Raw genomic sequence first — 22,162 nt, 5'->3', positions numbered from 1 at the left:
CGTCTACACCCTCCGAAATCCCTGGCTAGCAAGGCGAAAGGGCGCCGTCCCCCCGACGGCGTCCGGGTTTTTTCAGTAGCCAGCCTTATAGACAACCGGCACCCAATCGTAATTGCTGTCATCACGACGGACATGGCCAATCCCAGGAAAGGCGTGATGGGCGCCGGCCACCAAATATTTCTGATCGGCGGCTTCCGCAAATGCAATGGCGCGGCTGGCTGCTGCCGCCTTCTGATCGACGTCAAAATCAACGGTGACTTCGGGTTGATCAAATTGCAGGACGTCACCATGGGCGATTGGCGACGAGCTTGCCAAGCGCCGGTCCCATCAGATCACCTGTCCCTGCATCAACAAGCACAAGTTTTTCACCAGTATTGATGAGGAAGGCATTGACTGAGGTTTCGGCGTCACCGGCCTGAAAATGACCTTCAAGATAGGCCTCGGCATCCGTTTCCTTGATGTTCCGGTAAATCTTCGCCATCGGTAATTTGACCGTACCATCGGAAAGCGCGGTGATTTCATAATCGCCGAGCTTCAGACGGTAATAGCTGGCGGCTTGCTTGCCAATGATTGCTGCCTTGGCAAGCACGGTGGACGGTAGGACACTGATGACACCGGCGGCAAGAGCGATACCGGCAGAGGATTTCAGTAGGTTGCGACGGGTTTGCATAAAAGGCTCCAGGGATTGTGTTGACATGGTCTTGAACTGACCTGGAGAGCATTTATGTATCGGACTATCAGTGAACAAATCGATGCGGCTCATGGTAACTATCGATCATTTCAATCTTCGCTCTTTTGATCTCAATCTGCTCATCGCTTTTGATGCTTTGATGTCGGAAGGCAACGTGACCAAGGCGGCGAAGCGGCTGAAAATCCAGCAGCCCGCCATGAGCCATTCGCTCTCCACCTTACGGGTACTTTTACAGGATGAGCTTTTTATCCGTGTCGGCCAGGTCATGCAGCCGACTGCGAGGGCAAGCAGTCTTGCTGTCCCGGTGCGCCAGGCGTTGCGGCAGGCTCAACTTGCACTGTCAGGCGGCGTTGCGTTTGATCCGGCAAGCGAGGAGCGCACATTTCGTATCGCCATGTCGCCGGAGATAGATTTGTTGCTGATCCCTGATCTCACCGCACGACTGCGGCAGCTTGCACCGGGCATCAAGGTGCTTGCCCGGGTTTTCCCCTATGAGGCGATGGAGCCTTCGCTGGAGGATGGCAGCATCGATCTGGCCGTCGGCTGCACTTACACCAAAACCAGTCGCCGTGCCTTCGAACCACTATATGCGACGGATTTTGCCTGCTGTTTCAACCCTGCGCTTCTGGATCTATCGAACCCGGTAGATCTTGAAGCATATCTTGCCGCCAAACATGCAACGATCTCACAGAACGAAACCTTGCAGGGCTGCATCAAGGACGCACTGGAAATTGCCGGCGTCGAACTCGACGTGGTGATGGCAGGGCCGGGTTACATGTCGGTACTTTCGGCAGCGCAGATAAGCCCGGTCATCGCGACTGTGCCAAGCCGCATTGCCGAGCGTTACGGGCCTCTGCTTGGTCTAGAAGTAAGCCCGCTGCCAGTACCACTCAGCTTTCCACCCGTTAACATGGTCTGGGCGCAACACGCTGATGGCGACGCCGCCAACGCCTGGCTGCGCCAGCAAATCCGTGAGATCGTCGCTGATGTCGGCATAACCAGGGAATAACTGTCAACTACAGCTGCTCATTGAGATGACGCGGTTGAAACTCCATCCCAAACGCTTTTCCGGGGCCTTTTAACTGTCCGCTCCCCAAAGCTCCGGGTTCTGTCTGAAGTACTCGACCAGCATTTCGGTAAGTACTCGCACTTTCCGGGTTGGATGCTGGCTGGGTGGTCGCACGACATAGACTGCACCCGGAGGAACCGGAAAACGCGTCATGATCGGAACCAGGGTGCCGGCGGCTTCGTACTCATGCGTGATGCACTGCGGGAGCCAGGCAACGCCGAGACCTGCCGCAGCGGCGGCGGCAAGTGCTGTGGCGCTATCGGCTTTGAACTTGCCCTGCGGCTGCACCGTAACGATCCTGTCGCCGTCCATGAACTGCCAGGCCTCCGTTCCCTGCATGAGGGCCGGATGGTTGACAAGTTGTAATATATTGTCCGGCGAGCCGTGTTCCTTGATGTACGCCGGGCTGGCGACAAGCTTGCCATGGATCGGCCCAACGCGTTTGGCAATCAGGTTCGAATCCTGAAGATAGGCGCCCCGGATCGCGCAATCAAACCCCTCTGCGATCAGATCGACAAAGCGATCGCTATAAGATGTATGGATGTGAAGCTGCGGATGCAAACGCGCCATTTCCGCAAGTACCGGGGCAAAGTGGGTTGGGCCAAAGGTAAGCGGCATGGCAACCCGCAAACGACCATGCAGTTGGCCAGTAGGATGGATGGTTTCCCGGGCAGTATCAATCTCAGCACTGGCGCGGGCTGCGTGATCCCTGAATGTTACTCCCGCTTCCGTCAACGCAGCACCTCGGGTCGTCCGCGCAAGAAGCTGCACACCAAGCTCGGCTTCAATCCTAAAAAGCCTGCGACTGACAATCGACTTAGACAGGCCCAGGCGACGGGCAGCCGCCGATACTCCTCCGGCATCAGCCACGGCAACAAATGTCTGCAGGTCCTCAATATCCATCTCAGCGTTCCTGATTCCGCGACACAGCTAGTCCGAACTTGATACTATTACAACATCAACAGGAACGGCAAATTGTCTTCTGGCAGCATCGCTCGCTGGCGTGTGTTTCCTGTGAACCCATGGCCGTCCACAACGGCAAAAAAAAGGAACTCTTGATGACCCCTCGTAACGGCCTCGATTCTCTTCTTCGTCCCGAAGATTCGGTCCTCGTTCTGATCGACCATCAACCTTATCAGCTCGCGAACCTAAACAGCCACGATCCGCAAGCTGTCGTCAACAACACGACCGCGCTGGCGAAGCTGGCAAAAGCCTTCAATGTTCCAACCATTCTTACCAGCGTCATCGCGACGCGCGGTGGACTGCTTTTCAAGCAGATCACCGACGTCTTTCCAGGCCAGGATGTCATCGATCGCACTTGGATAAACACCTGGCAGGACGAGAATGTCGTCAACGCCGTCGAGGCGACCGGAAGGAAGCAATTGATCATTGCCGGTCTGTGGACGGAGGTTTGCGTTGCAATGCCCGTGATCCAGGCCGCCGGAGAGGGCTGGGACGTGACAGTGATCACCGACGCATCGGGAGGGATCTCAAAGGAATCCCACGAAGTTGCCGTTCAGCGCATGATCTCGGCCGGTGCCAACGTCATGACCGTCATGGCTCTTGCTGGTGAATTTCAACGCGACTGGGCACGCACCGAGCATGTCGATGAGCTGACTGAGATTCTCATTCAGCACTTCGGCGGCAGCGGCATCGCCTATCTTTGGGAGCAACAGCTCCTCAACACGCCAGTCGCTGACTGATTAGGCGGCTTGAGCAAGCACCTCGGTGAGGGTCAGAACAAGCCGCCCTCACCGCCTTTCTCTCAAGCAATGACAGAGCAACCATGAAAGCAGCAGTCTACGATCACGCCGGGACACCGGATGTCCTCCGTTACGTGGATGTGCCCGATCCAGCCTGCCCAAGCGATGGCGTTCTGATCCGCGTCGAGGCCGCCGCCATTGAAGGTGGCGATCTGATCAATCGTGCGTCCACCCCTCCTCCCCATGCAGCCTTCATCATCGGTTATGCTGCCGCAGGAGAAATCATTGCGGTCGGGAAAAACGTGGCGGACCGTCACGTTGGCCAGAAGGTGACAAGTTTTGATCTTGCCGGGTCACACGCAGAGCTGCGCGCTGTTGCCGCTGGCCAGACATGGCTTGTGCCTGATGGGCTGGACATGGCCGCCGCCGCTGCTTTGCCAATCGCATTCGGCACGGCGCACCACTGCCTCTTCGCAAGGGGAGATATCAAGCGCGGCGAGACGGTCCTCATTCAGGCGGGCGCTGGCGGCGTGGGGCTTGCCGCCATTCAACTGGCGCATCAGGCAGGTGCTTCGGTGCTTGCAACCGTCTCGGGGGCCGAGAGGACGGAACGCCTTCTGCAGCTTGGCCTTGACCATGCGATCGACCATCACGCGACAGATGTCGTCGACGCGGTGATGCACCTGACGGCAGGTCGTGGCGTCGATCTGGTCATCGACCCGGTCGGAGCAACCCTGCAAAATTCTCTGGCGGTTCTGCGTCCCGAGGGACGTCTGGTTTTCGTCGGCAATGCCGGCGGTTCAAAGCTCAGCCTTGACCTGTGGCCAGCACTGCAGGCGAACCAGTCGCTTTTTGGCGTTTTTATGGGAACGCAATTGGAAAAGCCTGATGTCTACGACACAATTTCACAAATGCTAAAGTGGGCTGCGGCCGGTACTGTCAAAGTGGTCGTGGACAGGACATTCCCGCTTGACGCGGCTGCAGAGGCCCATGCCTACGCCGAAAACAACTCCATCCTCGGTCGCGTTGTCCTCCTTCCCTCGGGTTGAACACTAACGACAAAGAGCAACCGATTTCCAAATCGCCATTTGCGGAAAGCACGCGCCGAATGGCAGCCCAGCATTTTATGAAGCGCCGCCAGACGATGGCTTCCTGTGCAGGAAAGCAGTGAGGCGGCAGGCTGATTACGGCTTCAGGGTTTATCGTGTTGCACGCGCCCTAATCTCCTCAGACTTTGTGTCTCTCCTGCTTCCGATTGATTGCGGCAAGTTCCAACGCATTGCGAACCCCCATCTTCATCAACACCTTGCCGCGATGGGCCTCCACCGTTCGCATGGCGATGCCAAGAGTGTCGGCGATTTGTTTGTTCATCGCACCAGTCAACATCAAATCCATGACCTCGACCTCGCGCGCAGAAAGTGAAGCATGCCGGGTCTCGAGATCGCGGCGGCTTTCCGCCTGTGCCTGCATCATCTGGCCGGCTTCGATGGCATTAAGCGCGAGATCAACGATTTGATTGTCGTTAAACGGCTTTTCGACAAAATCGAAAGCTCCCGCTTTTAATGTACGTACCGCCACCGGCACGTCAGCGTGACCGGTCAGGAAAATGACGGGAACCTCAGATCCCATAATGCGTAATCGCTCGTAGACCTCAGGCCCCGACAGCGCTCCCATCCGCACATCCATGATGACGCAAATCATGTCGTCCAATGGCTGCGCCGCTAGAAAATCTTCCCCTGAAGCCCATGTCCGGGTCTGCACGCCACGGGTGGCAAGAAGGAACGACAGTGCGTCGCGAATTGCCTCCTCATCATCGACGATGTCAATCAAGTTACTCATCCGTATCCTCCCTCATACATCCTCCAGCTCCTCCTGCTTCGAGTAGCCCACGTCAGCAAGCGGAATGGAGACACTGAATATGGTTCCTCCCCCCTCCGCGCGCCGATGCATCAAGTGGCCTCGATGCAATTCGATAAGCGTGCGGCAGATTTTCAACCCCATGCCCATGCCCTGCGTTTTTGTGCTCGCAAAGGCATCGAAGATCGTATCGACCATTTCCGCGGGAATTCCAGAGCCTGCATCCTCAACTTCAATCACCGCCTGCCCGTCGTGTTCAAACAAACGAACGATGACCGCACCATCTCTTCGCGTGTCGGCCATCGCCTCCATTCCGTTGCGAATGAGGTTGATGAGAACCTGCTCAAGCAGAATGGCATCAGCCGCAACCGCGCAGGCTCCCTCCCCTTCGCGCAGAAGCCGCACGCCATGTTCGCGCGCATCGGCCTGAAGGAAATCGAGTGTCTCATCGATGACATCGGACAGCTGTAGATTGGTAAACCGTGGCTCGCGTTTTTTGACCAGATCCTGAATACGTCTAATGATGAGCCCTGCCCGATCCGCCTGACGTGCCAGCTTTTCCGTCGCTTCCCGCAAAAGTGTGAGATCCGTGTCCGGCCGGTGCATAAGATTGAGCATGCCAGCCGCATAAGACGCAATTGCCGATAGCGGCTGATTAAGCTCATGCGACAATGTTGAGGCCATCTCGCCAAGCGTCACCAGCCGGCCAGTTCTCGCCAGCGTCTCATCGTGGAGACGAGCCCGCCGGGCGGCCTGTCGTGCTTCGGTTACATCGATGATCGAGCCCATCCAGCCACGATGCTCACCACGCGCGTCAATCAATGGCGCCTCATAGACCTCGACTTCGATCTCGCGTCCATCGCGTGACACAAAATAGGTCTCAAATCGCTGGCTGACGGCACCGCCCGCCGCAAGTCGACGATGGCGCTCTTCCGTTTCAGGCAGATGGGCCGGGTCCCAGTAAGGCAAGGGTGGAGAGCGCCCGATAAGTTCATCTGCGCTCCATCCAACCAGCTTGCAGAATGCCGGATTTACAAAAAGAATCCGGCCATCGTGATCTTTGGCCCGCAATCCGACCGTCAAACTTTCTTCCATTGAGCGCCTGAACGCGGTTTCTGCCCAAAGACGCACCTCCGTCGCCCGCCTTCTTTTGCTCGACCGGTGCAGGATAATCATCGTCAAAACAGCGAATGCAGCAAGGCCGGCAATTGCTCCAAAAAGAGCTGTCGAAAGAAATGTCAGCGGGCGGCCATAGGCACTGATGCGAAGCCAGGTGCCGTGTAGAGGCGGATCGATACTGATCACATGTGTCGGGTTTTCAGGATCGATTTCCAACCGTTGCCGGCTGGCGAGCACATTGCCGGACAGATCGACCAGCGTCACGCCATATTGCTCGGCAATCCACCAGGGCAGATGCCGATCAAGCACTGACGGCAGTGAAATGGTGGCGGTCAGAACGCCGCGCTGGTCGGCCAGCAAGATGCCGAAAGTCACATGGCCTTCGGGTGTGATTTGTCCATAAACGGGTCTCGATGTGACCGTTGCAACATCCAGAATCTGCGCCGCCAGTGTCGGGTCACCGGGTGCTGCGTTGTCCGGGAGGCCTTTTTGTACCTGACCGTCAGAGCCATACCAGAGAATGGAGAGAACTTCAGGGTTGCTCGTGATATGACTACGCGCTCTGGCCGCAATAACCGGATCTGCCGTTTCGCCAGCATGATCCATCGCCAGGCGAACCAGCATATCTTCATCAACACCGAGCTGAAACCGCAGTGTCTGCTCGACCCACAAGGCATCCGTCGCCAACTTTATACGCGCACTTTCGCTATCGTCACGCGCAACAGCCCAGACGAATGCCCAGACCATTCCTGCCAAAGCAATGATTGCAATCAAAGGAACAATCGACAACAAATCAATGCGCATGGCCAATGGACTGGGATTATCATCCGACCATGGATACCAGGCAGCATTTGAAGGATTGTTGGTCTGCGTTAGAGAAGAACGCGTTGATTTTCGAGTTTTCTTGTCTCTCAATACCGGTTCCGTCCCCCAAACGTCCGCGAGCCTTTTCAGGCCTTGTCCGCACCATAGCCTTGTGTGCGTCAGGCCACTATTGCGGGAATCCACAATAGCGAGATTGCAAACATGGTGGCAAGGAAGCGGATGATAATTGTGTCGCAGCTGGAGGGTTGCGACTTTCAGGAGGAAAAGAATGTTCACTCGTCGTTCGTTAGCGGCCCTCGCCAGCGCAGCTATCATCTCGTTGGCTTCGGCCTTGCCAGCTCTGGCAAACCCTGTCGTCATCAAGTTCAGCCATGTTGTCGCCCCAGATACCCCCAAGGGTAAAGGCGCGCTAAAGTTCAAGGAACTGGCAGAGCAATATACCAAAGGCGCAGTACTGGTCGAAGTTTATCCCAACAGCCAGCTCTACAAGGATAAGGAAGAACTGGAAGCACTTCAGCTTGGTGCCGTCCAGATGCTGGCACCATCCCTCGCCAAATTTGGTCCATTGGGCGTTCAGCAGTTTGAGCTTTTCGATCTGCCGTATCTGATGTCTAACTACGATGATCTGCGTAAAATAACCGATGGCGAGGTCGGCCAGCATCTTCTGGGCCTGCTCGACAGCAAGGGCATAAAGGGCCTGGCCTACTGGGATAACGGCTTCAAGCTGATGTCGGCAAATTCGCCGATTGCATCACCCGATGATTTCCTTGGCCTGAAGATGCGTATTCAGTCATCGAAGATCATCGAGGGGCAGATGCTGGCTCTTGATGCAGTCCCGCAGGTTCTGCCATTCTCTGAAGTTTATCAGGCACTGCAAACGGGCGTTGTCGACGGCACCGAGAATCCGCCGTCCAACATGTTCACGCAAAAAATGCACGAAGTACAAAAGCACGCGACCCTGACCAACCACGGCTATCTTGGTTATGCCGTTATCGTCAACAAGGGGTTCTGGGACGCACTGGACCCGGAAATTCGCACACACATTGACCGTGCGATGGACGAATCCACGACCTACGCAAACTCGATCGCCCGCGAAGAAAACGAATGGGCTATGGCCGAGATGGTCAAGACCGGAACGACTAAGTTCCACGAGTTGAGTGATGAAGAGCGTGCCGAATGGATCGAACGTCTGCGTCCACTGCACGAACAGATGTCGTCTCGCATCGGTGCGGACCTCGTCAAACAGGCCCATAGCGTTTTGGGTATCCAGTAATTTCTTCAAATAACTTGTCCAATTGCCCAAAGGGGGTGCCTGCCGCGCCCCCTCTCTTATTCGTGAGGTTTGATTATGCTGCGCATGCTCGACCGTTTCGAAGAAATCCTTATCGCGGCGCTAATGGCGGCTGCCGTGACATTGATCTTCGTCGCTGTTCTTCACCGTTTTTCGATTGGCTATGCTGCCGATCTCGTTCGTTTTGCTCGTGCCAACAACATGCCCGAACTTCAGGCATGGGCGCGCTGGGTGTTTGCCAACATCAACGCCATCAAGCTGACATGGGCCCAGGAGGCTTGCATCTATCTTTTCGTCTGGATGGCTAAATTTGGCGCCGCCTACGGCGTACGTATCGGCATCCATGTCGGTGTCGACATGCTGGTCAACATGCTGGATGACAACCGTCGTCGGGTCGTGACGATAATTGCAATGTCAGGCGGCGTGATCTTCACCGCAATACTTGTCTGGATCGGCTCGACATTTGTCTACCACGTGGGTGTTGGAGGCCAGATTTCCGCCGACCTCGAAATGCCAATGTGGATCGTCTATCTCGCGGTTCCCCTGGGCTCCGCCTTGATGTGTTTCCGGTTTATTCAGGCGCTCCATCTTTACATCACCAAGGGCATCATCATTCACCACGAACTTGGACACGTGGATGGTGTTGAAGACGAGTCCGCCATTCAGCATGGAGGACATCGATAATGACCGCCCTCATCATTTTTACGATCCTGACCATTCTGCTGGCGACAGGCATGCCTGTCTCGATCGCCCTCGGTTTGACGGTGTTCAGCTTCCTGTTCGCCTTCACCAATATCCCCATGGATTCCATCGCCCTGAAACTTTTCACAGGCATCGAAAAGTTCGAAATCATGGCAATCCCGTTTTTCATTCTGGCGGGCAATTTCCTGACCCATGGCGGTGTCGCAAAACGCATGATCGGGTTCGCCACCTCCATGGTCGGTCATTGGCATGGCGGCATGGGCCTCGCGGCGGTTCTGGCCTGTGCGTTGTTCGCTTCGATCTCAGGCTCAAGCCCAGCAACGGTCATGGCCGTCGGCTCCATCATGATCCCGGCTATGGTCAAAATGGGTTATCCACCGCAGTTTGCCGTCGGTCCGGTCGCCGCAGCCGGTGGTTTGGGAATTCTCATTCCACCTTCCATCGTCATGGTCATGTACGCCGTCGCAACGTCCGGCATGCTCGCAGTCGGACCGGATGGTGAAACGGTATTTTCTCCATCGATCGGACAGATCTTTATCGCCGGTGTGGTGCCGGGGTTGATCCTCGCTGCCATGTATGCCGCAACCACCGTCTGGCGTGCCTGGAAAAATGGTTATCCGCGTCTGCCAAGAGCCGGATGGCGCGAACGATTTGTCGCGTTTCGAAAGTCGGTGTGGGGCCTTTTGCTGGTCGTTATCATCATGGGCGGCATTTATGGTGGATTGTTCACGCCAACCGAAGCGGCTGCAGTCTCGGCCGTGTACGCCTTCGTGATTGCCGTCTTCGTCTATAAAGACATCCGCATGAAGGATGTACCGCGCATCCTGTTGTGGTCCGCAGCCATGTCAGCCATGCTGCTGTACATCATCACAAATGCCGTGATGTTCGCGTTCATCCTGACATCGGAACAGATTCCGCAGCTGATGTCCGACTGGATCGTCTCGCTTGGTTTCGGCAAGATTGGCTTTCTGTTGATCGTCAACATCATGCTGTTGGTGATCGGCATGGTTATGGAGCCATCGGCAATCATCCTCATCATGGCGCCAATTCTTTATCCGATCGCCGTCAAATTGGGGGTTGATCCGGTCCATTTCGGGATCATCCTGATCGTGAATATGGAAATCGGTCTCGCCACGCCGCCAGTTGGACTTAACCTCTATGTTGGTTCCGCGATCTCACGACTGGGTCTGACGGAAGTCTCCAAATCTGTCGTGCCCTGGCTGCTGACAGCCATCGTTTTCCTGATGATGATCACCTACATCCCGGAAATCACGCTCTTTTTGCCAAGGCTACTAGGAATGTAAAAAAGCAACGCCTTTTGCCCCATAAGCCGCGGTCGACCTTGCGTCAGCCGCGGTTTTGTTTTGCACATGCCATTGCCTTCGTCGCTCCTCAAAAGCCGCTTGCCAGGACCTTCTTCTGCGGTAGCTTGGTTCTGCACAAAACACGGCAACAAGGGGGGAATACATATGGAGAGTTTTCGCAAAGGCCTGCTGTTTCCTGTGGCGCTTATCATTGCTGGCGTGGCGATATTCTTCCTCTATCTGTTCATCATCGGCCATGATCCGGATGAGCGCCCACTGACCGTCACGCAATGGGTAATCGGTGGAATATTGATCGGTCCCGGTTTCGGTTATCTGCTGAGGTGGAGGAAAGCGAAGGATAGCCAAAAGGCGAAATTGGACTGAGCCAAAAATCACATTTTTTCATCATCCAAACGACCTTACTCCGCGTGACCGGACAGCAATGCCTCGAGTTGATCCAATTGCTCCGGCAAAGCGGCCGCCGATCCGTGTAGCGCTTCTTCAAGCCCATCACTTGAAGGATAGGCCTCATGGTAAGTCAGCAGTGTTTGACCGTATCGGTCCTCAAAGGTCACGGTCGTGATTGCGCCTTCTTCGCCCTCGTCATTGGTCCAGACCATACGCGCATTCGGCACGACCTCGAGATACTTGCCGTAAAAGGCCATGGTTTCCGCGCCTGTTACAGCAAACTCCAGCCGATATTTACCGCCGGTGCGGACATCCAGCTCACATGTGACAAGCGAAATACCGGACACCGATTTTGGGAACCACCAACGCCGGAACAGTTCAGACTGGCTCCACGCTTCGTACACCCTGCTCCGCGGCGCATCGAACACCCTAATCACAACGAGTTCACGATCTCCTCTGCGCTCGACTGAAGTACGGTTCCGCGCAGAACCTGCATTACTAGTGCGCTCGCTCATCGCTTCCTCCTGTTCCACCTCTTGGGTGATTTCATCCAATGCTAGAAATGGATTTCGAAGAATTTGCGGCGGCAATGTCTCCGTCACTCCCGCATGCAAGAGACACATGGTCTTTCACAAGAGCCCTGCGTCCAGCCTTTCCGGCCGGGCGCAGGTTTGAATTGGTTTAGTGAGCCTTCATCTCGCTAACAATCCGTTTTGCGTCCATCGATGACGGATAATAGGTCGGCCAATTCGTGACTTCTTCCAGAAGAGCGGCGCGGTCATTACCCCAGTAGAGATGGTAATGGTCGGCTTTTTTCGGTGCGATACCGTGGTCGCTGAACTGGATGAACTGCGGGGCAGCGGCATCACCTTCGGTTTTCTTGAAGATAAACCGCACACCCCGATTGCCCTTCTTGTAGGTCAGAGTTTCCTTGCCGTCATATGCATAGCTGCCTTTCGTAGGCTTTCCGTCCTTGTAGAAACTGACAACATCACCCTCGATGGTGATCCGATCCACATCGGTCTTGTAACCAACCTCGTATTCGGCTCGGTATTCCGCGGCACTCATGGAACCCTTCTCGGCCTTATGGGACCAGACTGGATCAAGTGTGCCGTCCTGCAGGAACGGATAAACCGACTGCCAATCGCCGGCATAGTCGGAGAGTGGGCGGTCTTTGACCTGCGCATCTTCGAAATAGCCTGCGTAGGTCTTCGGATCACCGTGGCTGTGGCCAGCATGGTCATGGTCTTCACCATGTTCATGAACCTTGCCGCTGCCACCTGCTACCGCAATGTTGTAGGGTTTGCCTTCAACAGCGATCGTGCCAATTTCCTTGAGGTCATCCTTGGAGATACGGCGTACCAAGCCGGCATTCGGATCGCTCATGACAATCTCATCACCGGCCATCGCGATACGGGGCCGAGGATCATTCCAGTGGCCATCCATGGAGTAGGGTTCGGTCACTTTGGCACTCTTGAACAGTGTACCGTCCAGCACATCAACCTGATGAAGGGATCCATCTTCTGTCAGGACATATCCAAACCGGGCATTGGCCGGATCGAGGACAAAATCGATGCGACGGAAGGGAAGCTCAATATAACGGAAGTTGGGGGCATCGACAGGGTCAACGACAACCAAGCCCTTTGCTCCATAATTTCCAAGGAACACCTGCATGCTTTTGGCACCAAGCAAGGTGCCTGTGGTCTCGCCTGCAGGAAGGTCATCGGGATAGTTCAGCATGCTGGTGACCAAACCACCTTTACCTGATGTCACCGTGATGATCCCCTCCTTGCAGCCAGCTGCCAGATAGGCACCTGAAAAAGCTTCGCCATGGATGCCGGTGCACGTTGCAACATCGCCAACCGGCGTGCCGTCGACGCTTACAACTTGCAAGCCGACGCGTGATGGTGCTGCGCCGCCTTCTACAGGTGCGTCAGAGGCAACCGTCGTCACCCAACCCTTGCCGACCGGTGCAACAAATCCATGATGGGCACGCGCTTGTGTCAACCGTGTTGATTTTATTTCACCTTTAAACAAATCATGTGCCGCGATGATGTCGGCATATCCACCTTTGTCGAAGTGAACGACCACCTTGCCATCATGATCGATGACGTGGAAGGGGCGCGGACCGGTCAGCGTTTCTTTTACCGCAGCCGGGTCAGCAATCTTGATATCGGAATGATCGCCGTGCGAATGAAGCGAAATACCGCTATTGATGAAGTTGACCGCATCATTGTCTGATTGAACGGCAACGATGCCTGCGCCCTCATTGACGCTATAGAGTTTGTTCTGGCCGGTGGTATCGAATGTCCAGCGATTATCCGGCTTTTCCAGATCAAACGCGGTAATCTTGCCCTCGTCATGGTCTCCCACAAAGACGCGGTACAATGTTACATTCTCACTAGCGCTTTCATCGGCAAAGGCCATGGGGCCAATCAAACTTGCCGATAGCGCAAGGGCGGATACGCCCAGGATTAAATGTCTCACGTTTCTCTCCTTTTTTAATGATATATCATTACGGTTCAAGGTTATTTAAAACCGGGGAATATCGGGGTTTCAGCCACCACTTATCGCAGCCGCCAATGTCGAGGTTTCATTCCACACCTCACGAATGCTGAAGCGCTCGAAAAGCATCAGCGACATCGTGTTCCAAGACGTCCGCCATGGCTTTGTGAATGGAGACCTGGATCGTGTCGCCATTGCTCATCACGAGAATGACGGTTTCCTTTGGCGGGCAATCTGGCAAAGCACATGAGATTTCATTGACAGAAACAACGGCATCATCCGGAATTGCCAACGCCTGCCGGGCCCATTGTTTGATGGATCGCGCCTTTGCGATGATATCTGAGGAGCCACGCGCCAACGGGTTGTGGAATGCTGCTCTCATGTCCTTGCACCTCGTTTTCGCAAAGGACCTGCTGCCAGAGCGCGAAACAGGTCGCGAATTGGACCAAGCGGCATATCCAGCCCGATCAGTACGACACGACTGGAACGGTCGTGATCAGGCCACGCACTCAGCCGTTCAATCGGATAGAGTCGGTGCTGCACCGCGTGAGCAATGGCCGGCTTTTCCAGATTGTCCGCAAGGGCGAATATGCCTTTTAATCTCAACAGGCCGGACCGGGTATTCGTCGTGATAACATGGAGAAAAGTTTGCAAGGCCTGCTGAGACAGGGGCACATCATGCGTCAACACCACAGCTTCTATCTCGTCACCATGCCGATGAATGTCATGTGTATGGTCTGCATGTTTGGTCAGCGCTTCCATTGCCAACCAGCCGGCCACATCCTCGGCCTTGCCTGAAATGGAGTAAGCATCACCGTCCAAGAGATCAGCAATCTTGAAATCGGCATCATGATTATCGTGAAAATGTGCTGCCGGGTTGAGCAACTTGAGTTCACGCACCCAATCCTTCGGCTCATCGGCCAGATCTGTTTTCGTCAAAACAATATGATCAGCAAAAGCCAGCTGCTTCCAACCTTCGATGATGCTGTGAAGTGTCATGCGGCCGTTCAAAACATCGAAAGTGGTCACAACTCCAGAGAGTCGGAATTGCCTGGCAACCACATGGTCTCTCAGAGCGGCGGCCGGCGCACCTCCGGGTATGATGCTGTTTATGATGGGAGCAGGATCGGCCAGTCCGGTGGTTTCTATGATGACACGATCAATAGCCGGTATTTTCCGCTTTTGCATAGCATCGTGCAATTCATATAAGGACACGCGAATATCGCTGGTCGCGGTACAACAAATGCATCCGGTTGTTGTTTGAAAATACCGTTCCGATCCGACACGCACCAAACCGTGATCAATCGGCACACTGCCAAATTCATTGACGATAACAGCCGTGCCCGCCATGCGCGGATCGGTTAGGATCTCATTGAGCAAAGTGGTCTTTCCAGAACCAAGAAAACCCGTCAGGAGCAATACCGGCACGGAAGCTTCGTTGCTGTGGCCATCAACATGAGACGGACCAGACGGTTGCGATCTTTTGAACAGCCGGTGGAGCATTACCATCTCGCAATAAGGGCATCAGAATAGTCTTGTTGTCCGCTACACCCAGATCCGTTGAACTGGTTGTGTTGGGTCAATGCAACCCGAATATGTTATGACATTACACGCGTCAAGCAATATGTTTTGTTATAACATACCTTTCTATCTTGTAATCGATTTTGATAACGCCAGCGACGCTCTTACAGGGTAAAGCGCAGAAACTTACATGGGGAATTGAACCGCGCCTGAAGCCATCACTCTGATAAATTGAGTGCGATCCTGCTCAGCAGACGCCAATTCGCCTCTCACGAGTCAAGATCGTCTTTCTGCCTTACACCAAATAGTTGGCAAATCGACTCATGTCGTAACAGAATCGTTGGAGACGACATGCCACAGGGGTCGACAATTCAATTCCGCCCCGGCAAACCGGCGGCGGGAAATGTGTGAAACAACGAATTGTCAAAAAGAGTGACTGATCCATGGTTAAAAACCATCATGACATCTGGGATATCGTGGACGGCAAAAGTGCTGCCTATTTTGAACTGAGCGATACTGTTTGGGATCATCCGGAAACCAATTTCGAAGAATATGCATCCAGTGATGCACATGCCGCTATGCTCGAAGCAGAGGGCTTTCGTGTTTCGCGTGGCGTTGCTGGCCTGCCAACGGCGGTGCTAGGCGAAGCGGGTCACGAAGGTCCGGTCATTGCAATTCTTGGCGAATATGACGCCCTTCCCGGCTTGAGCCAGATGGCAGGTGTCGCGGAAGAATTGCCGAAAGAAGCCGGTGGACACGGTCATGGCTGCGGCCATAACCTTCTTGGTACGGACTCGCTTCTGGCGGCCGCTGCGGTCAAGGATTACCTGGCTGCCCACGGCATCGAGGGACGGGTGCGTTATTATGGATGCCCGGCCGAAGAAGGTGGTTCAGGTAAAGGTTTCATGGTCCGTGAAGGCCTGTTCGACGATGTGGACATTGCTTTTTGCTGACACCCGGCACCGTTTGCCGGCGTCAATGATCCCGTTTCACTCGCCTGCAATGAGATCACGTTCCATTTCACCGGCCGTGCCGCCCATGCCGCTTCCGCTCCTCACCTGGGCCGAAGCGCACTGGATGCAGTCGAACTGATGAATGTCGGCGCAAATTACATGCGCGAGCATACGCCCTCATCTGCACGTATTCATTACGCCGTGATAGATACTGGCGGGTTTGCCCCCAATGTCGTGCAGGCAAAGGCCGTTGTTCGTTACCTGATACGCGCCCGCAGCCTTCCGGAAATGCAAGCCCTGCTCGAACGTGTCAAAAAGATTGCGGACGGTGCAGCCCTGATGACCGAAACCACAGTACGAAGCGAAATCGTCAGTGGTGACGCCAATCTGATCGGAAATGTCCCGCTCGAACTCCTACTGCAGCGCGAGCTTGAGCGGCTCGGGCCGCCTGTCTTCGATGAAAAAGATCAGGAAACAGCGCGGCGCTTTCAAGCAACGCTGAGCAAGGAGGACATCTCTGACGCCTTCCCCCGTTTTGGTGTCGAGCCGAAGGCGGATCTCGCGCTATGCGATGCTATTTACCAGCCCTACCACGGCGATAATTCCCTTGTCGGGTCGACCGACGTTGGCACGGTAAGCTGGGTTGTCCCCACCGTGCAGATGCGTGGTGCGACCTGCGCTATTGGCACGCCGCTTCATTCGTGGCAGATGGTGGCGCAGGGAAAATTGCCTGCTGCTCATAAAGGAATGGCTCATGCTGCCAAAGTCATGGGCAGCACGGCGGTCGAACTGTTTCGAAATCCCGACCGGATTGCAGAAGCCAAGCGAGACCACGCGCGTAAGCTGGACGGCGTTACGTTCGTAAATCCGATCCCTGACAGCGTGCAGCCGGCTCTGCCCGTCGAAACGAAATGAAAGACAGCTCCTGGAGTTGACGGAAAGTGAAATGACGTTCAATTGCTCCCTCAAATTATGGCCTGATAAACCATGAAGGCCTTTTTCGACATTCTCAGCTTCGGTCCTGACGGCTGGGGTTATGTTTTAACCATGGCAGTCCTTGTGACGGTATCGCTGGCGGCGATGGGCTTTGCGCTTGGTGCAGCCATTGGCGTCTTTGCCGCCTGGGCAAAGATTTCCGGCGGGCGTACATTGCGGACAATCGCTGATGGTTACACGACGATCATTCGTGGCATTCCCGACCTGCTGGTTATCTACCTGTTTTATTTCGGCGGCAGCGCGGCCGTGACCGCCATCGGCAAGTTTTTCGGGGCGCAAGGTTTTCTTGGTTTTCCGGCTTTTCTTGCCGGGGTGCTGGCCATTGGCATTTCCTGTGGCGCCCATCATACCGAAGTGTTTCGCGGTGCATTCCGTGCCGTGTCGAAAGGGGAACTGGAAGCAGCCTCCGCCTGCGGCATGGGACAGGCACTTAAGTTTCGCCGCATCATCGCGCCGCTGGCGCTTCGCCACGCTTTGCCCGGTCTTGGCAATGTCTGGCAGGTTGCCCTGAAAGAATCCGCGCTCATTTCCGTCGTTGGTGTTGTTGATATTCTGCGTCAGGCGCAGATCGGTGCCGGGTCTACCGGGCTGCCGTTCAACTTCTTCCTGATCGCAGGCGCGCTCTATCTGCTGATCTCCTCGGTTTCAGGCACGATGCTGCAGGCCGCCGAGCGACACTTCTCACGTGGTGTCAGGAGGGCAAAATGAATCTGGAATTTTACACCGAAGCCTTCCTGGCAATGATGGGTGGCGTGCCCCTCACTCTGCAACTGGCAGCCAGCGCCATTATCTGCGGCGCAGTGCTTGCCCTGTTACTGGCGCTGATGCGCCTGTCCGGCGTGACTGTGCTTGACTGGATTGCACGCCTCTACATCTTCGTGTTCCGCGGCACACCACTTCTGGTGCAGATATTCATCATCTATTATGGGCTTAGCCAGTTTCCGGCGATCCGTTATTCCTTCCTGTGGCCCATTGTGCGTGAGCCCTACTGGTGTGCGATCATAGCACTGACCTTGAACAATGCCGCTTATGCCGGTGAAATCATCCGTGGCGGTCTTTTGTCCGTGCCTCACGGCCAGGTTGAAGCAGCGAGGGCCTGCGGCATGTCGCGTTTCACCTGCTTCCGACGCGTCGTGATGCCACTCGCCATCCGGCAGGCCCTGCCCGGTTACGGCAATGAGATGATTTCCATGGTCAAGGCGACATCGCTCGCCTCGATCATTACATTGATGGAAGTCACCGGTATTGCAGCGAAACTCATCTCGGAAAGCTACCGCGTCATTGAGGTATTCGTCATCGCCGGTGCACTCTATCTGGCCATCAATTTCGTTCTGACCCGCCTGCTTCTGATCGCGGAATACAGGCTTACGCCCTACCTGCGTCAGCCAACGGTCAGCATCCTCACCGAAGGAAAATCACTTTGAGTAAAGTTATCTCTACCAATGCCCCGGTGGCGCTGAACGTTGAGAACCTGCGAAAAAGCTTCGGCCCAAATGAAGTGCTTAAAGGCATTTCGCTTGAAGCGCGAGAAGGCGAAGTCATTTCAATTCTTGGCTCGTCGGGCTCGGGAAAGTCTACGTTGTTGCGCTGTATCAATCTGCTGGAAATCCCGACCTCCGGCACGGTGACTGTTTCCGGCGAAACCATTCGCATGGCCAAAAACTCGAAGGGTGAGGCTTTTCCTGCCGACAAACAGCAGGTTTCGCGCATCCGCTCTGAGTTGGGCATGGTTTTCCAGAGCTTTAATCTTTGGTCACACAAGACTATTCTCGAGAACATTATCGAAGCGCCGATCTATGTTCAGGGCCGCCCCCGTGCTGAATGTGTCGATGAGGCGGAAGCCTTGTTGGCCAAGGTCGGCATCGCGGACAAGCGTGACTTTTACCCGGCTCACCTGTCCGGTGGACAGCAGCAGCGCGCCGCGATCGCCCGTGCATTGGCAATGAAACCCAAAGTCATGCTGTTCGACGAACCGACATCCGCACTCGACCCGGAACTGGTCGGCGAAGTTTTGCGTGTCATGCGTGGGCTAGCCGAAGAAGGACGGACCATGCTGGTCGTCACCCATGAAATGGGTTTTGCCCGCGACGTATCCAACCGTGTCATCTTTGTTCATCAGGGCGTGGTGGAAGAAGACGGCGCGCCGGAAGACGTGTTCACCAACTCCAGATCGGAGCGGTTCCGTAAATTCATCAGCCACGAAAATGCGGCCTGAATATTTTAAACGGCATTCATTCATGCCAAACGCGGTTTGGCATTTAACTGCAGTAAGGGAAGTAAAATGAAGACCAAGGGATTTTTGAAAGCCCTGTTCGTTTCGGCCATCGTTGTGACCGCCGCTTCGGCACACGCTGAAGAAAAGACATGGACCAAGATCACCATCGCGACCGAAGGCGCCTTCCGGCCCTACAACTTCACCAAGCCTGATGGCACGCTGGATGGTTATGAAATTGAGTTGAGCAAAGACCTTTGCGCACGCATGAAGGTGGAATGCACCATGATTGCGCAGCCGTTCGACGGCATCATTCCAGCACTCAACGCTGGCAAGTTCGATGCGATTATGGCAGGCCTCACAGCGACTGCGAAGCGTGAAGAAACCATCGATTTCTCGGTATCTTACGGCCTGACACCACAGACCTTTGCAACGCTGAAGGACAGCCCGTTCGCCAAGCTGCCACACACTGGTGAAACGCTTTATCTTGCCAAGGACGAAGCTGCGGCCCAGAAGGCGATTGACGACGTTGCTGCGGAAATCAAGGGACGGACGATCGGCGTGCAGACTGCGTCGCTGGGCCTGACGCTTCTCGAGAAATATTTCAAGGATTCCACTGATATCCGCGAGTACAAGACCACCGACCAGCACGACCTCGACCTGAAGTCTGGTCGCGTTGATCTCGTTGTCGCTTCGCTTGCCTATCTCAGCGACACCGTCAAAAAGCCAGGCAACGAAGACATCGTTATGACCGGTCCATTCTTCAAAGGTGGCATTCTTGGGCGTGGCGTTGCCGTTGGTCTGCGCAAGGGCGAACCTGAGCTGCAGAAGATGTTCAATGAGGCGATCGACGCTGCGAAAGCAGACGGCACTGTGAAGCGCCTGTCTGAAAAGTGGTTCGGCTTCGACGTCACGCCGTAATCTCAGAACACGCTTTGTAAAAAAAGGCCGCCTCAGGGCGGCCTTTATTTTGAGACATTGAAGACCCCTTGTAGGCACATGACAGGCTAAAAGGCGTCGCTCACACATTATCGTTTTCTGAGCGAAAAGCCGGCGGTTTGCCGCCAGCTCCCAATCGATCAGGACTTCAGCGCAGTGCTTCTTCGCCCTTGTCAGCATCAAGGATTGCGTCAACCGAGATCATGTCAGGCATCTTGAGGGCTTTGGTACCACCACGGGTGGCAAGCAGGTAAACAAGATAAACGACACCGATCGCGAACATGATCGCGACGTAAGACCACGGCTTGGCAAACGATGCGTCACGGAAGATAGCCAGTTCAAAGGCCAGCCAGACGATTGCAACGACAAGAACCGGGGTTTCCCACGCACCAAGACGAAAACCCTGGCTTGGAGGAAGATTCTTGCGCTGGAATGCGTAGATCAAAACCGTCACAGCATAGATGATTGCCGGCAGAAGCGTCGCCGCAGAGAATAGTGCAAACAGCGCGTCCGTTTGCTTGGCGAACAGTGCGAGAATGACTTGGCCGACCACCGCCATGAAAACCGTGGCATTAACAGGGGTTTTCAGCGTTGGGCTGATGCGGTGCCAGAGCTGCCAGCCAGGAAAGCGCTCATCGCGCGACATCGCCCAAACAAGACGTGTGCCGCTGAGCAGGATGACAAGACCGCACGAGAAAATCGAGATCACAACGAGGACCAGCAACAGGTTTCCAAGGATCGGCCCGAGCACGCGATTGATCACATCTGCGATTGGAGTAGCAGAACCACTCAAGGCTGTCGGGTCGCCGAGCAAAGCCGTAACTGCGAGAAGGAAAAGCATGCCGATCACGCCAAGGCTGAGAACCGCCTGCCACATTGCCTTTGGAACCACGCGTGCGGGATCACGGGTTTCTTCGGCAAGGTTCGCAGCAGATTCGAAACCAACAATGGTGAATGCACCGAGCAAGGTACCCATGATCCAGGGACCGACGCTGGTCAGTGTTCCGAAGGAATAATATCCCTCCTGTTCAATTGCGCCTGTGCTGAACAGGTTCGAGATATCAAGTTCGTTGTTATAGGCTCCGACGCCAAACAGCAGTACGACCAGACCAATCATGCCAATCAGCTGGATGGTCACGGCAACGGCATTGAATTTTTGCGTGAACTTGGTGGAGAATGCGATCATCACTGCTTGGGCGATGATAACGAGGCTGGTTATCCACCAGGCGTTTTCGGCTGTTCCCTCATAGCTCAACAGGACGGGTAGAACCGTCGACGCGATTGTGTAGTCAACCGCAACCAGCACGACGGCAAGAAAAGTAAAGCCAATCCAGCCCATGATCCAACCGAATACGGGATTGGTGAGACGGGACGCCCACTGATAAATGTACCCCGTAACCGGTATGCGCGCAGCAAGCGAACCGATGATCAGGGCGACCATCAGCTGTCCGATGACAACAACAGGCCAGGTCCAGATACCCATGGGACCGGATGTCGAAAGCATGGCGCCGTAGGCCGTAAAAATACCTGTTGCGATGGATACGAAACCGAAGGCGACAGCGAATGACTGAAAGGGTGTTACGTCCCGTTTCAGGTGATCATGATCAGTCTGCACCGGCACCGATCCGGGTTTGGTTGCGATTGTCATTTTTATTCCCCTTTTTTTCCTCAAACGTCAGTTCGCGAATTCGTGTTCGACCTCGCTCCAAAGGCTGACGCGTTGCCCCTTGGATTTAAAAAACTCCATTTCCCGCTTGACCCCGGCGCTCTCTTGCCAGCCCGGACCATCGATCACGACGATCTCTTCCATCGCATCCATGAAGACCTGATCGATCGGAGCCCACAGCTTGCCGATCCCCGCTTTATCGAGATCCGGGAGATGGCTGTTGATGGGATGAGACATTGAAATCTGGCTGAAGACAGTCGATCCGCTGCGCGCAATCCTGGCTGCGACAGCATTGGCTTCGTGGAACCTTTTTTCCACGACTTCGCGATCCGCATGGCCGTATGGGCCAGCGAGAAATATCTTTCTCATTCTATTCTCCGAGTTTTAGATCATTACGTTAG

At 55.0% G+C, this 22,162-nt stretch carries 20 protein-coding genes and 2 pseudogenes; 12 read left to right on the top strand and 10 right to left on the bottom strand.

Going from position 1 to position 22,162, the window contains the following annotated elements:
• Positions 1–72: 72 nt before the first annotated feature.
• A pseudogene (locus ACZ5FM_RS25310) lies at positions 73–670 on the bottom strand (twin-arginine translocation signal domain-containing protein).
• A 91-nt stretch (positions 671–761) separates the two neighbouring features.
• Between ACZ5FM_RS25310 and ACZ5FM_RS25305 the strand changes: the two are divergent.
• Positions 762–1,700, top strand: a complete 939-nt coding sequence (locus ACZ5FM_RS25305; protein ID WP_464041176.1) for a LysR substrate-binding domain-containing protein — start codon at positions 762–764, stop codon at positions 1,698–1,700.
• A 69-nt stretch (positions 1,701–1,769) separates the two neighbouring features.
• Here ACZ5FM_RS25305 and ACZ5FM_RS25300 read toward each other — a convergent pair whose 3' ends face one another.
• Positions 1,770–2,663 carry a LysR family transcriptional regulator gene (locus tag ACZ5FM_RS25300; protein ID WP_312950811.1) on the bottom strand — a complete coding sequence of 298 codons (894 nt, stop codon included), beginning with the start codon at positions 2,661–2,663 and terminating at the stop codon, positions 1,770–1,772.
• Between the two features lie 155 nt (positions 2,664–2,818).
• Here ACZ5FM_RS25300 and ACZ5FM_RS25295 point away from each other — a divergent pair, with 155 nt between their 5' ends.
• Together ACZ5FM_RS25295 and ACZ5FM_RS25290 are read left to right on the top strand one after the other, a co-directional pair.
• Positions 2,819–3,463 carry a hydrolase gene (locus ACZ5FM_RS25295; protein ID WP_464041175.1) on the top strand — a complete coding sequence of 215 codons (645 nt, stop codon included), beginning with the start codon at positions 2,819–2,821 and terminating at the stop codon, positions 3,461–3,463.
• Positions 3,464–3,546: 83 nt separating this feature from the next.
• Entirely contained in the window at positions 3,547–4,512 is a 966-nt protein-coding gene (locus tag ACZ5FM_RS25290; protein WP_464041174.1) for a quinone oxidoreductase family protein, read from the top strand.
• Positions 4,513–4,690: 178 nt separating this feature from the next.
• Here ACZ5FM_RS25290 and ACZ5FM_RS25285 read toward each other — a convergent pair whose 3' ends face one another.
• Entirely contained in the window at positions 4,691–5,302 is a 612-nt protein-coding gene (locus tag ACZ5FM_RS25285) for a response regulator transcription factor (RefSeq protein ID WP_464041173.1), read from the bottom strand.
• Positions 5,303–5,314: 12 nt separating this feature from the next.
• On the bottom strand, positions 5,315–7,354 hold the full coding sequence (locus tag ACZ5FM_RS25280; protein WP_464041172.1) for a two-component system sensor histidine kinase NtrB: 2,040 nt from the start codon (positions 7,352–7,354) through the stop codon (positions 5,315–5,317).
• Positions 7,355–7,532: 178 nt separating this feature from the next.
• Between ACZ5FM_RS25280 and ACZ5FM_RS25275 the strand changes: the two genes are divergently transcribed.
• From ACZ5FM_RS25275 to ACZ5FM_RS25260, 4 genes are all read left to right on the top strand, one after another.
• Positions 7,533–8,537 carry a TRAP transporter substrate-binding protein gene (locus ACZ5FM_RS25275; RefSeq protein ID WP_312950824.1) on the top strand — a complete coding sequence of 335 codons (1,005 nt, stop codon included), beginning with the start codon at positions 7,533–7,535 and terminating at the stop codon, positions 8,535–8,537.
• Between the two features lie 75 nt (positions 8,538–8,612).
• Positions 8,613–9,239 (top strand): TRAP transporter small permease, encoded by a 627-nt coding sequence (locus ACZ5FM_RS25270; protein WP_250985837.1) that lies wholly within the window; start codon positions 8,613–8,615, stop codon positions 9,237–9,239.
• Positions 9,239–10,561, top strand: a complete 1,323-nt coding sequence (locus ACZ5FM_RS25265; RefSeq protein WP_250985836.1) for a TRAP transporter large permease — start codon at positions 9,239–9,241, stop codon at positions 10,559–10,561. The genes ACZ5FM_RS25270 and ACZ5FM_RS25265 overlap by 1 nt, the downstream gene beginning before the upstream one ends.
• Positions 10,562–10,726: 165 nt before the next feature.
• Positions 10,727–10,945 carry a hypothetical protein gene (locus ACZ5FM_RS25260; protein ID WP_464041171.1) on the top strand — a complete coding sequence of 73 codons (219 nt, stop codon included), beginning with the start codon at positions 10,727–10,729 and terminating at the stop codon, positions 10,943–10,945.
• Between the two features lie 35 nt (positions 10,946–10,980).
• Here ACZ5FM_RS25260 and ACZ5FM_RS25255 read toward each other — a convergent pair whose 3' ends face one another.
• From ACZ5FM_RS25255 to ACZ5FM_RS25240, 4 genes are all read right to left on the bottom strand, one after another.
• Positions 10,981–11,484: an SRPBCC domain-containing protein gene (locus tag ACZ5FM_RS25255; protein ID WP_464041170.1), complete on the bottom strand. Its 504-nt coding sequence runs from the start codon at positions 11,482–11,484 to the stop codon at positions 10,981–10,983.
• Positions 11,485–11,650: 166 nt separating this feature from the next.
• Positions 11,651–12,322: a ZinT family metal-binding protein gene (locus tag ACZ5FM_RS25250; protein ID WP_409515627.1), complete on the bottom strand. Its 672-nt coding sequence runs from the start codon at positions 12,320–12,322 to the stop codon at positions 11,651–11,653.
• A 1,252-nt stretch (positions 12,323–13,574) separates the two neighbouring features.
• The gene (locus ACZ5FM_RS25245) at positions 13,575–13,856 is read right to left on the bottom strand and encodes a hypothetical protein (RefSeq protein ID WP_464041169.1); all 282 of its coding nucleotides are present in this window, start codon (positions 13,854–13,856) and stop codon (positions 13,575–13,577) included.
• Complete coding sequence (locus tag ACZ5FM_RS25240) at positions 13,853–14,977, bottom strand: CobW family GTP-binding protein (RefSeq protein ID WP_464041168.1); 1,125 nt, start codon at positions 14,975–14,977, stop codon at positions 13,853–13,855. The genes ACZ5FM_RS25245 and ACZ5FM_RS25240 overlap by 4 nt, the downstream gene beginning before the upstream one ends.
• Positions 14,978–15,438: 461 nt before the next feature.
• On the opposite strand from ACZ5FM_RS25240, the pseudogene ACZ5FM_RS25235 reads away from it, so the two are divergent.
• The 5 genes and pseudogenes from ACZ5FM_RS25235 (at position 15,439) to ACZ5FM_RS25215 (ending at position 20,077) form a co-directional block, all read left to right on the top strand.
• Positions 15,439–16,863 (top strand): annotated as a pseudogene (locus ACZ5FM_RS25235) (M20 family metallopeptidase).
• A 72-nt stretch (positions 16,864–16,935) separates the two neighbouring features.
• On the top strand, positions 16,936–17,652 hold the full coding sequence (locus tag ACZ5FM_RS25230) for an ABC transporter permease (RefSeq protein ID WP_192490289.1): 717 nt from the start codon (positions 16,936–16,938) through the stop codon (positions 17,650–17,652).
• On the top strand, positions 17,649–18,368 hold the full coding sequence (locus ACZ5FM_RS25225; protein ID WP_464041167.1) for an ABC transporter permease: 720 nt from the start codon (positions 17,649–17,651) through the stop codon (positions 18,366–18,368). Before ACZ5FM_RS25230 ends, ACZ5FM_RS25225 begins: the two co-directional genes overlap by 4 nt.
• Positions 18,365–19,159, top strand: a complete 795-nt coding sequence (locus ACZ5FM_RS25220) for an ABC transporter ATP-binding protein (RefSeq protein ID WP_464041166.1) — start codon at positions 18,365–18,367, stop codon at positions 19,157–19,159. Before ACZ5FM_RS25225 ends, ACZ5FM_RS25220 begins: the two co-directional genes overlap by 4 nt.
• A gap of 66 nt (positions 19,160–19,225) precedes the next feature.
• On the top strand, positions 19,226–20,077 hold the full coding sequence (locus tag ACZ5FM_RS25215; protein WP_192490286.1) for a transporter substrate-binding domain-containing protein: 852 nt from the start codon (positions 19,226–19,228) through the stop codon (positions 20,075–20,077).
• Between the two features lie 166 nt (positions 20,078–20,243).
• Here the strand turns inward: ACZ5FM_RS25215 and ACZ5FM_RS25210 are convergent, their stop codons facing one another.
• Positions 20,244–21,743 carry an APC family permease gene (locus tag ACZ5FM_RS25210; protein ID WP_464041165.1) on the bottom strand — a complete coding sequence of 500 codons (1,500 nt, stop codon included), beginning with the start codon at positions 21,741–21,743 and terminating at the stop codon, positions 20,244–20,246.
• Positions 21,744–21,770: 27 nt separating this feature from the next.
• A complete protein-coding gene (locus ACZ5FM_RS25205; protein ID WP_312950850.1) occupies positions 21,771–22,130 on the bottom strand; it encodes a DUF1937 family protein in 360 nt (119 codons plus the stop codon).
• Positions 22,131–22,162 lie beyond the last annotated feature (32 nt).

The sequence above is a fragment of the Agrobacterium sp. 5Ca50 genome (genome assembly GCF_055381905.1).
Note: the sequence above shows the minus strand (reverse complement) of the source record. Positions and strands in the feature narration are given on the sequence as shown.

Excerpts from the sequence above, each read along its gene's own strand:
- ACZ5FM_RS25265 (WP_250985836.1), top strand. The coding sequence starts at position 9,239 with ATGACCGCCCTCATCATTTTTACGATCCTGACCATTCTGCTGGCGACA.
- ACZ5FM_RS25230 (WP_192490289.1), top strand. The coding sequence starts at position 16,936 with ATGAAGGCCTTTTTCGACATTCTCAGCTTCGGTCCTGACGGCTGGGGT.
- ACZ5FM_RS25300 (WP_312950811.1), bottom strand. The coding sequence starts at position 2,663 with ATGGATATTGAGGACCTGCAGACATTTGTTGCCGTGGCTGATGCCGGA.
- ACZ5FM_RS25225 (WP_464041167.1), top strand. The coding sequence starts at position 17,649 with ATGAATCTGGAATTTTACACCGAAGCCTTCCTGGCAATGATGGGTGGC.
- ACZ5FM_RS25260 (WP_464041171.1), top strand. The coding sequence starts at position 10,727 with ATGGAGAGTTTTCGCAAAGGCCTGCTGTTTCCTGTGGCGCTTATCATT.
- ACZ5FM_RS25290 (WP_464041174.1), top strand. The coding sequence starts at position 3,547 with ATGAAAGCAGCAGTCTACGATCACGCCGGGACACCGGATGTCCTCCGT.
- ACZ5FM_RS25245 (WP_464041169.1), bottom strand. The coding sequence starts at position 13,856 with ATGAGAGCAGCATTCCACAACCCGTTGGCGCGTGGCTCCTCAGATATC.
- ACZ5FM_RS25270 (WP_250985837.1), top strand. The coding sequence starts at position 8,613 with ATGCTGCGCATGCTCGACCGTTTCGAAGAAATCCTTATCGCGGCGCTA.
- ACZ5FM_RS25205 (WP_312950850.1), bottom strand. The coding sequence starts at position 22,130 with ATGAGAAAGATATTTCTCGCTGGCCCATACGGCCATGCGGATCGCGAA.
- ACZ5FM_RS25275 (WP_312950824.1), top strand. The coding sequence starts at position 7,533 with ATGTTCACTCGTCGTTCGTTAGCGGCCCTCGCCAGCGCAGCTATCATC.
- ACZ5FM_RS25305 (WP_464041176.1), top strand. The coding sequence starts at position 762 with ATGGTAACTATCGATCATTTCAATCTTCGCTCTTTTGATCTCAATCTG.
- ACZ5FM_RS25295 (WP_464041175.1), top strand. The coding sequence starts at position 2,819 with ATGACCCCTCGTAACGGCCTCGATTCTCTTCTTCGTCCCGAAGATTCG.
- ACZ5FM_RS25285 (WP_464041173.1), bottom strand. The coding sequence starts at position 5,302 with ATGAGTAACTTGATTGACATCGTCGATGATGAGGAGGCAATTCGCGAC.
- ACZ5FM_RS25215 (WP_192490286.1), top strand. The coding sequence starts at position 19,226 with ATGAAGACCAAGGGATTTTTGAAAGCCCTGTTCGTTTCGGCCATCGTT.
- ACZ5FM_RS25240 (WP_464041168.1), bottom strand. The coding sequence starts at position 14,977 with ATGCTCCACCGGCTGTTCAAAAGATCGCAACCGTCTGGTCCGTCTCAT.
- ACZ5FM_RS25210 (WP_464041165.1), bottom strand. The coding sequence starts at position 21,743 with ATGACAATCGCAACCAAACCCGGATCGGTGCCGGTGCAGACTGATCAT.
- ACZ5FM_RS25255 (WP_464041170.1), bottom strand. The coding sequence starts at position 11,484 with ATGAGCGAGCGCACTAGTAATGCAGGTTCTGCGCGGAACCGTACTTCA.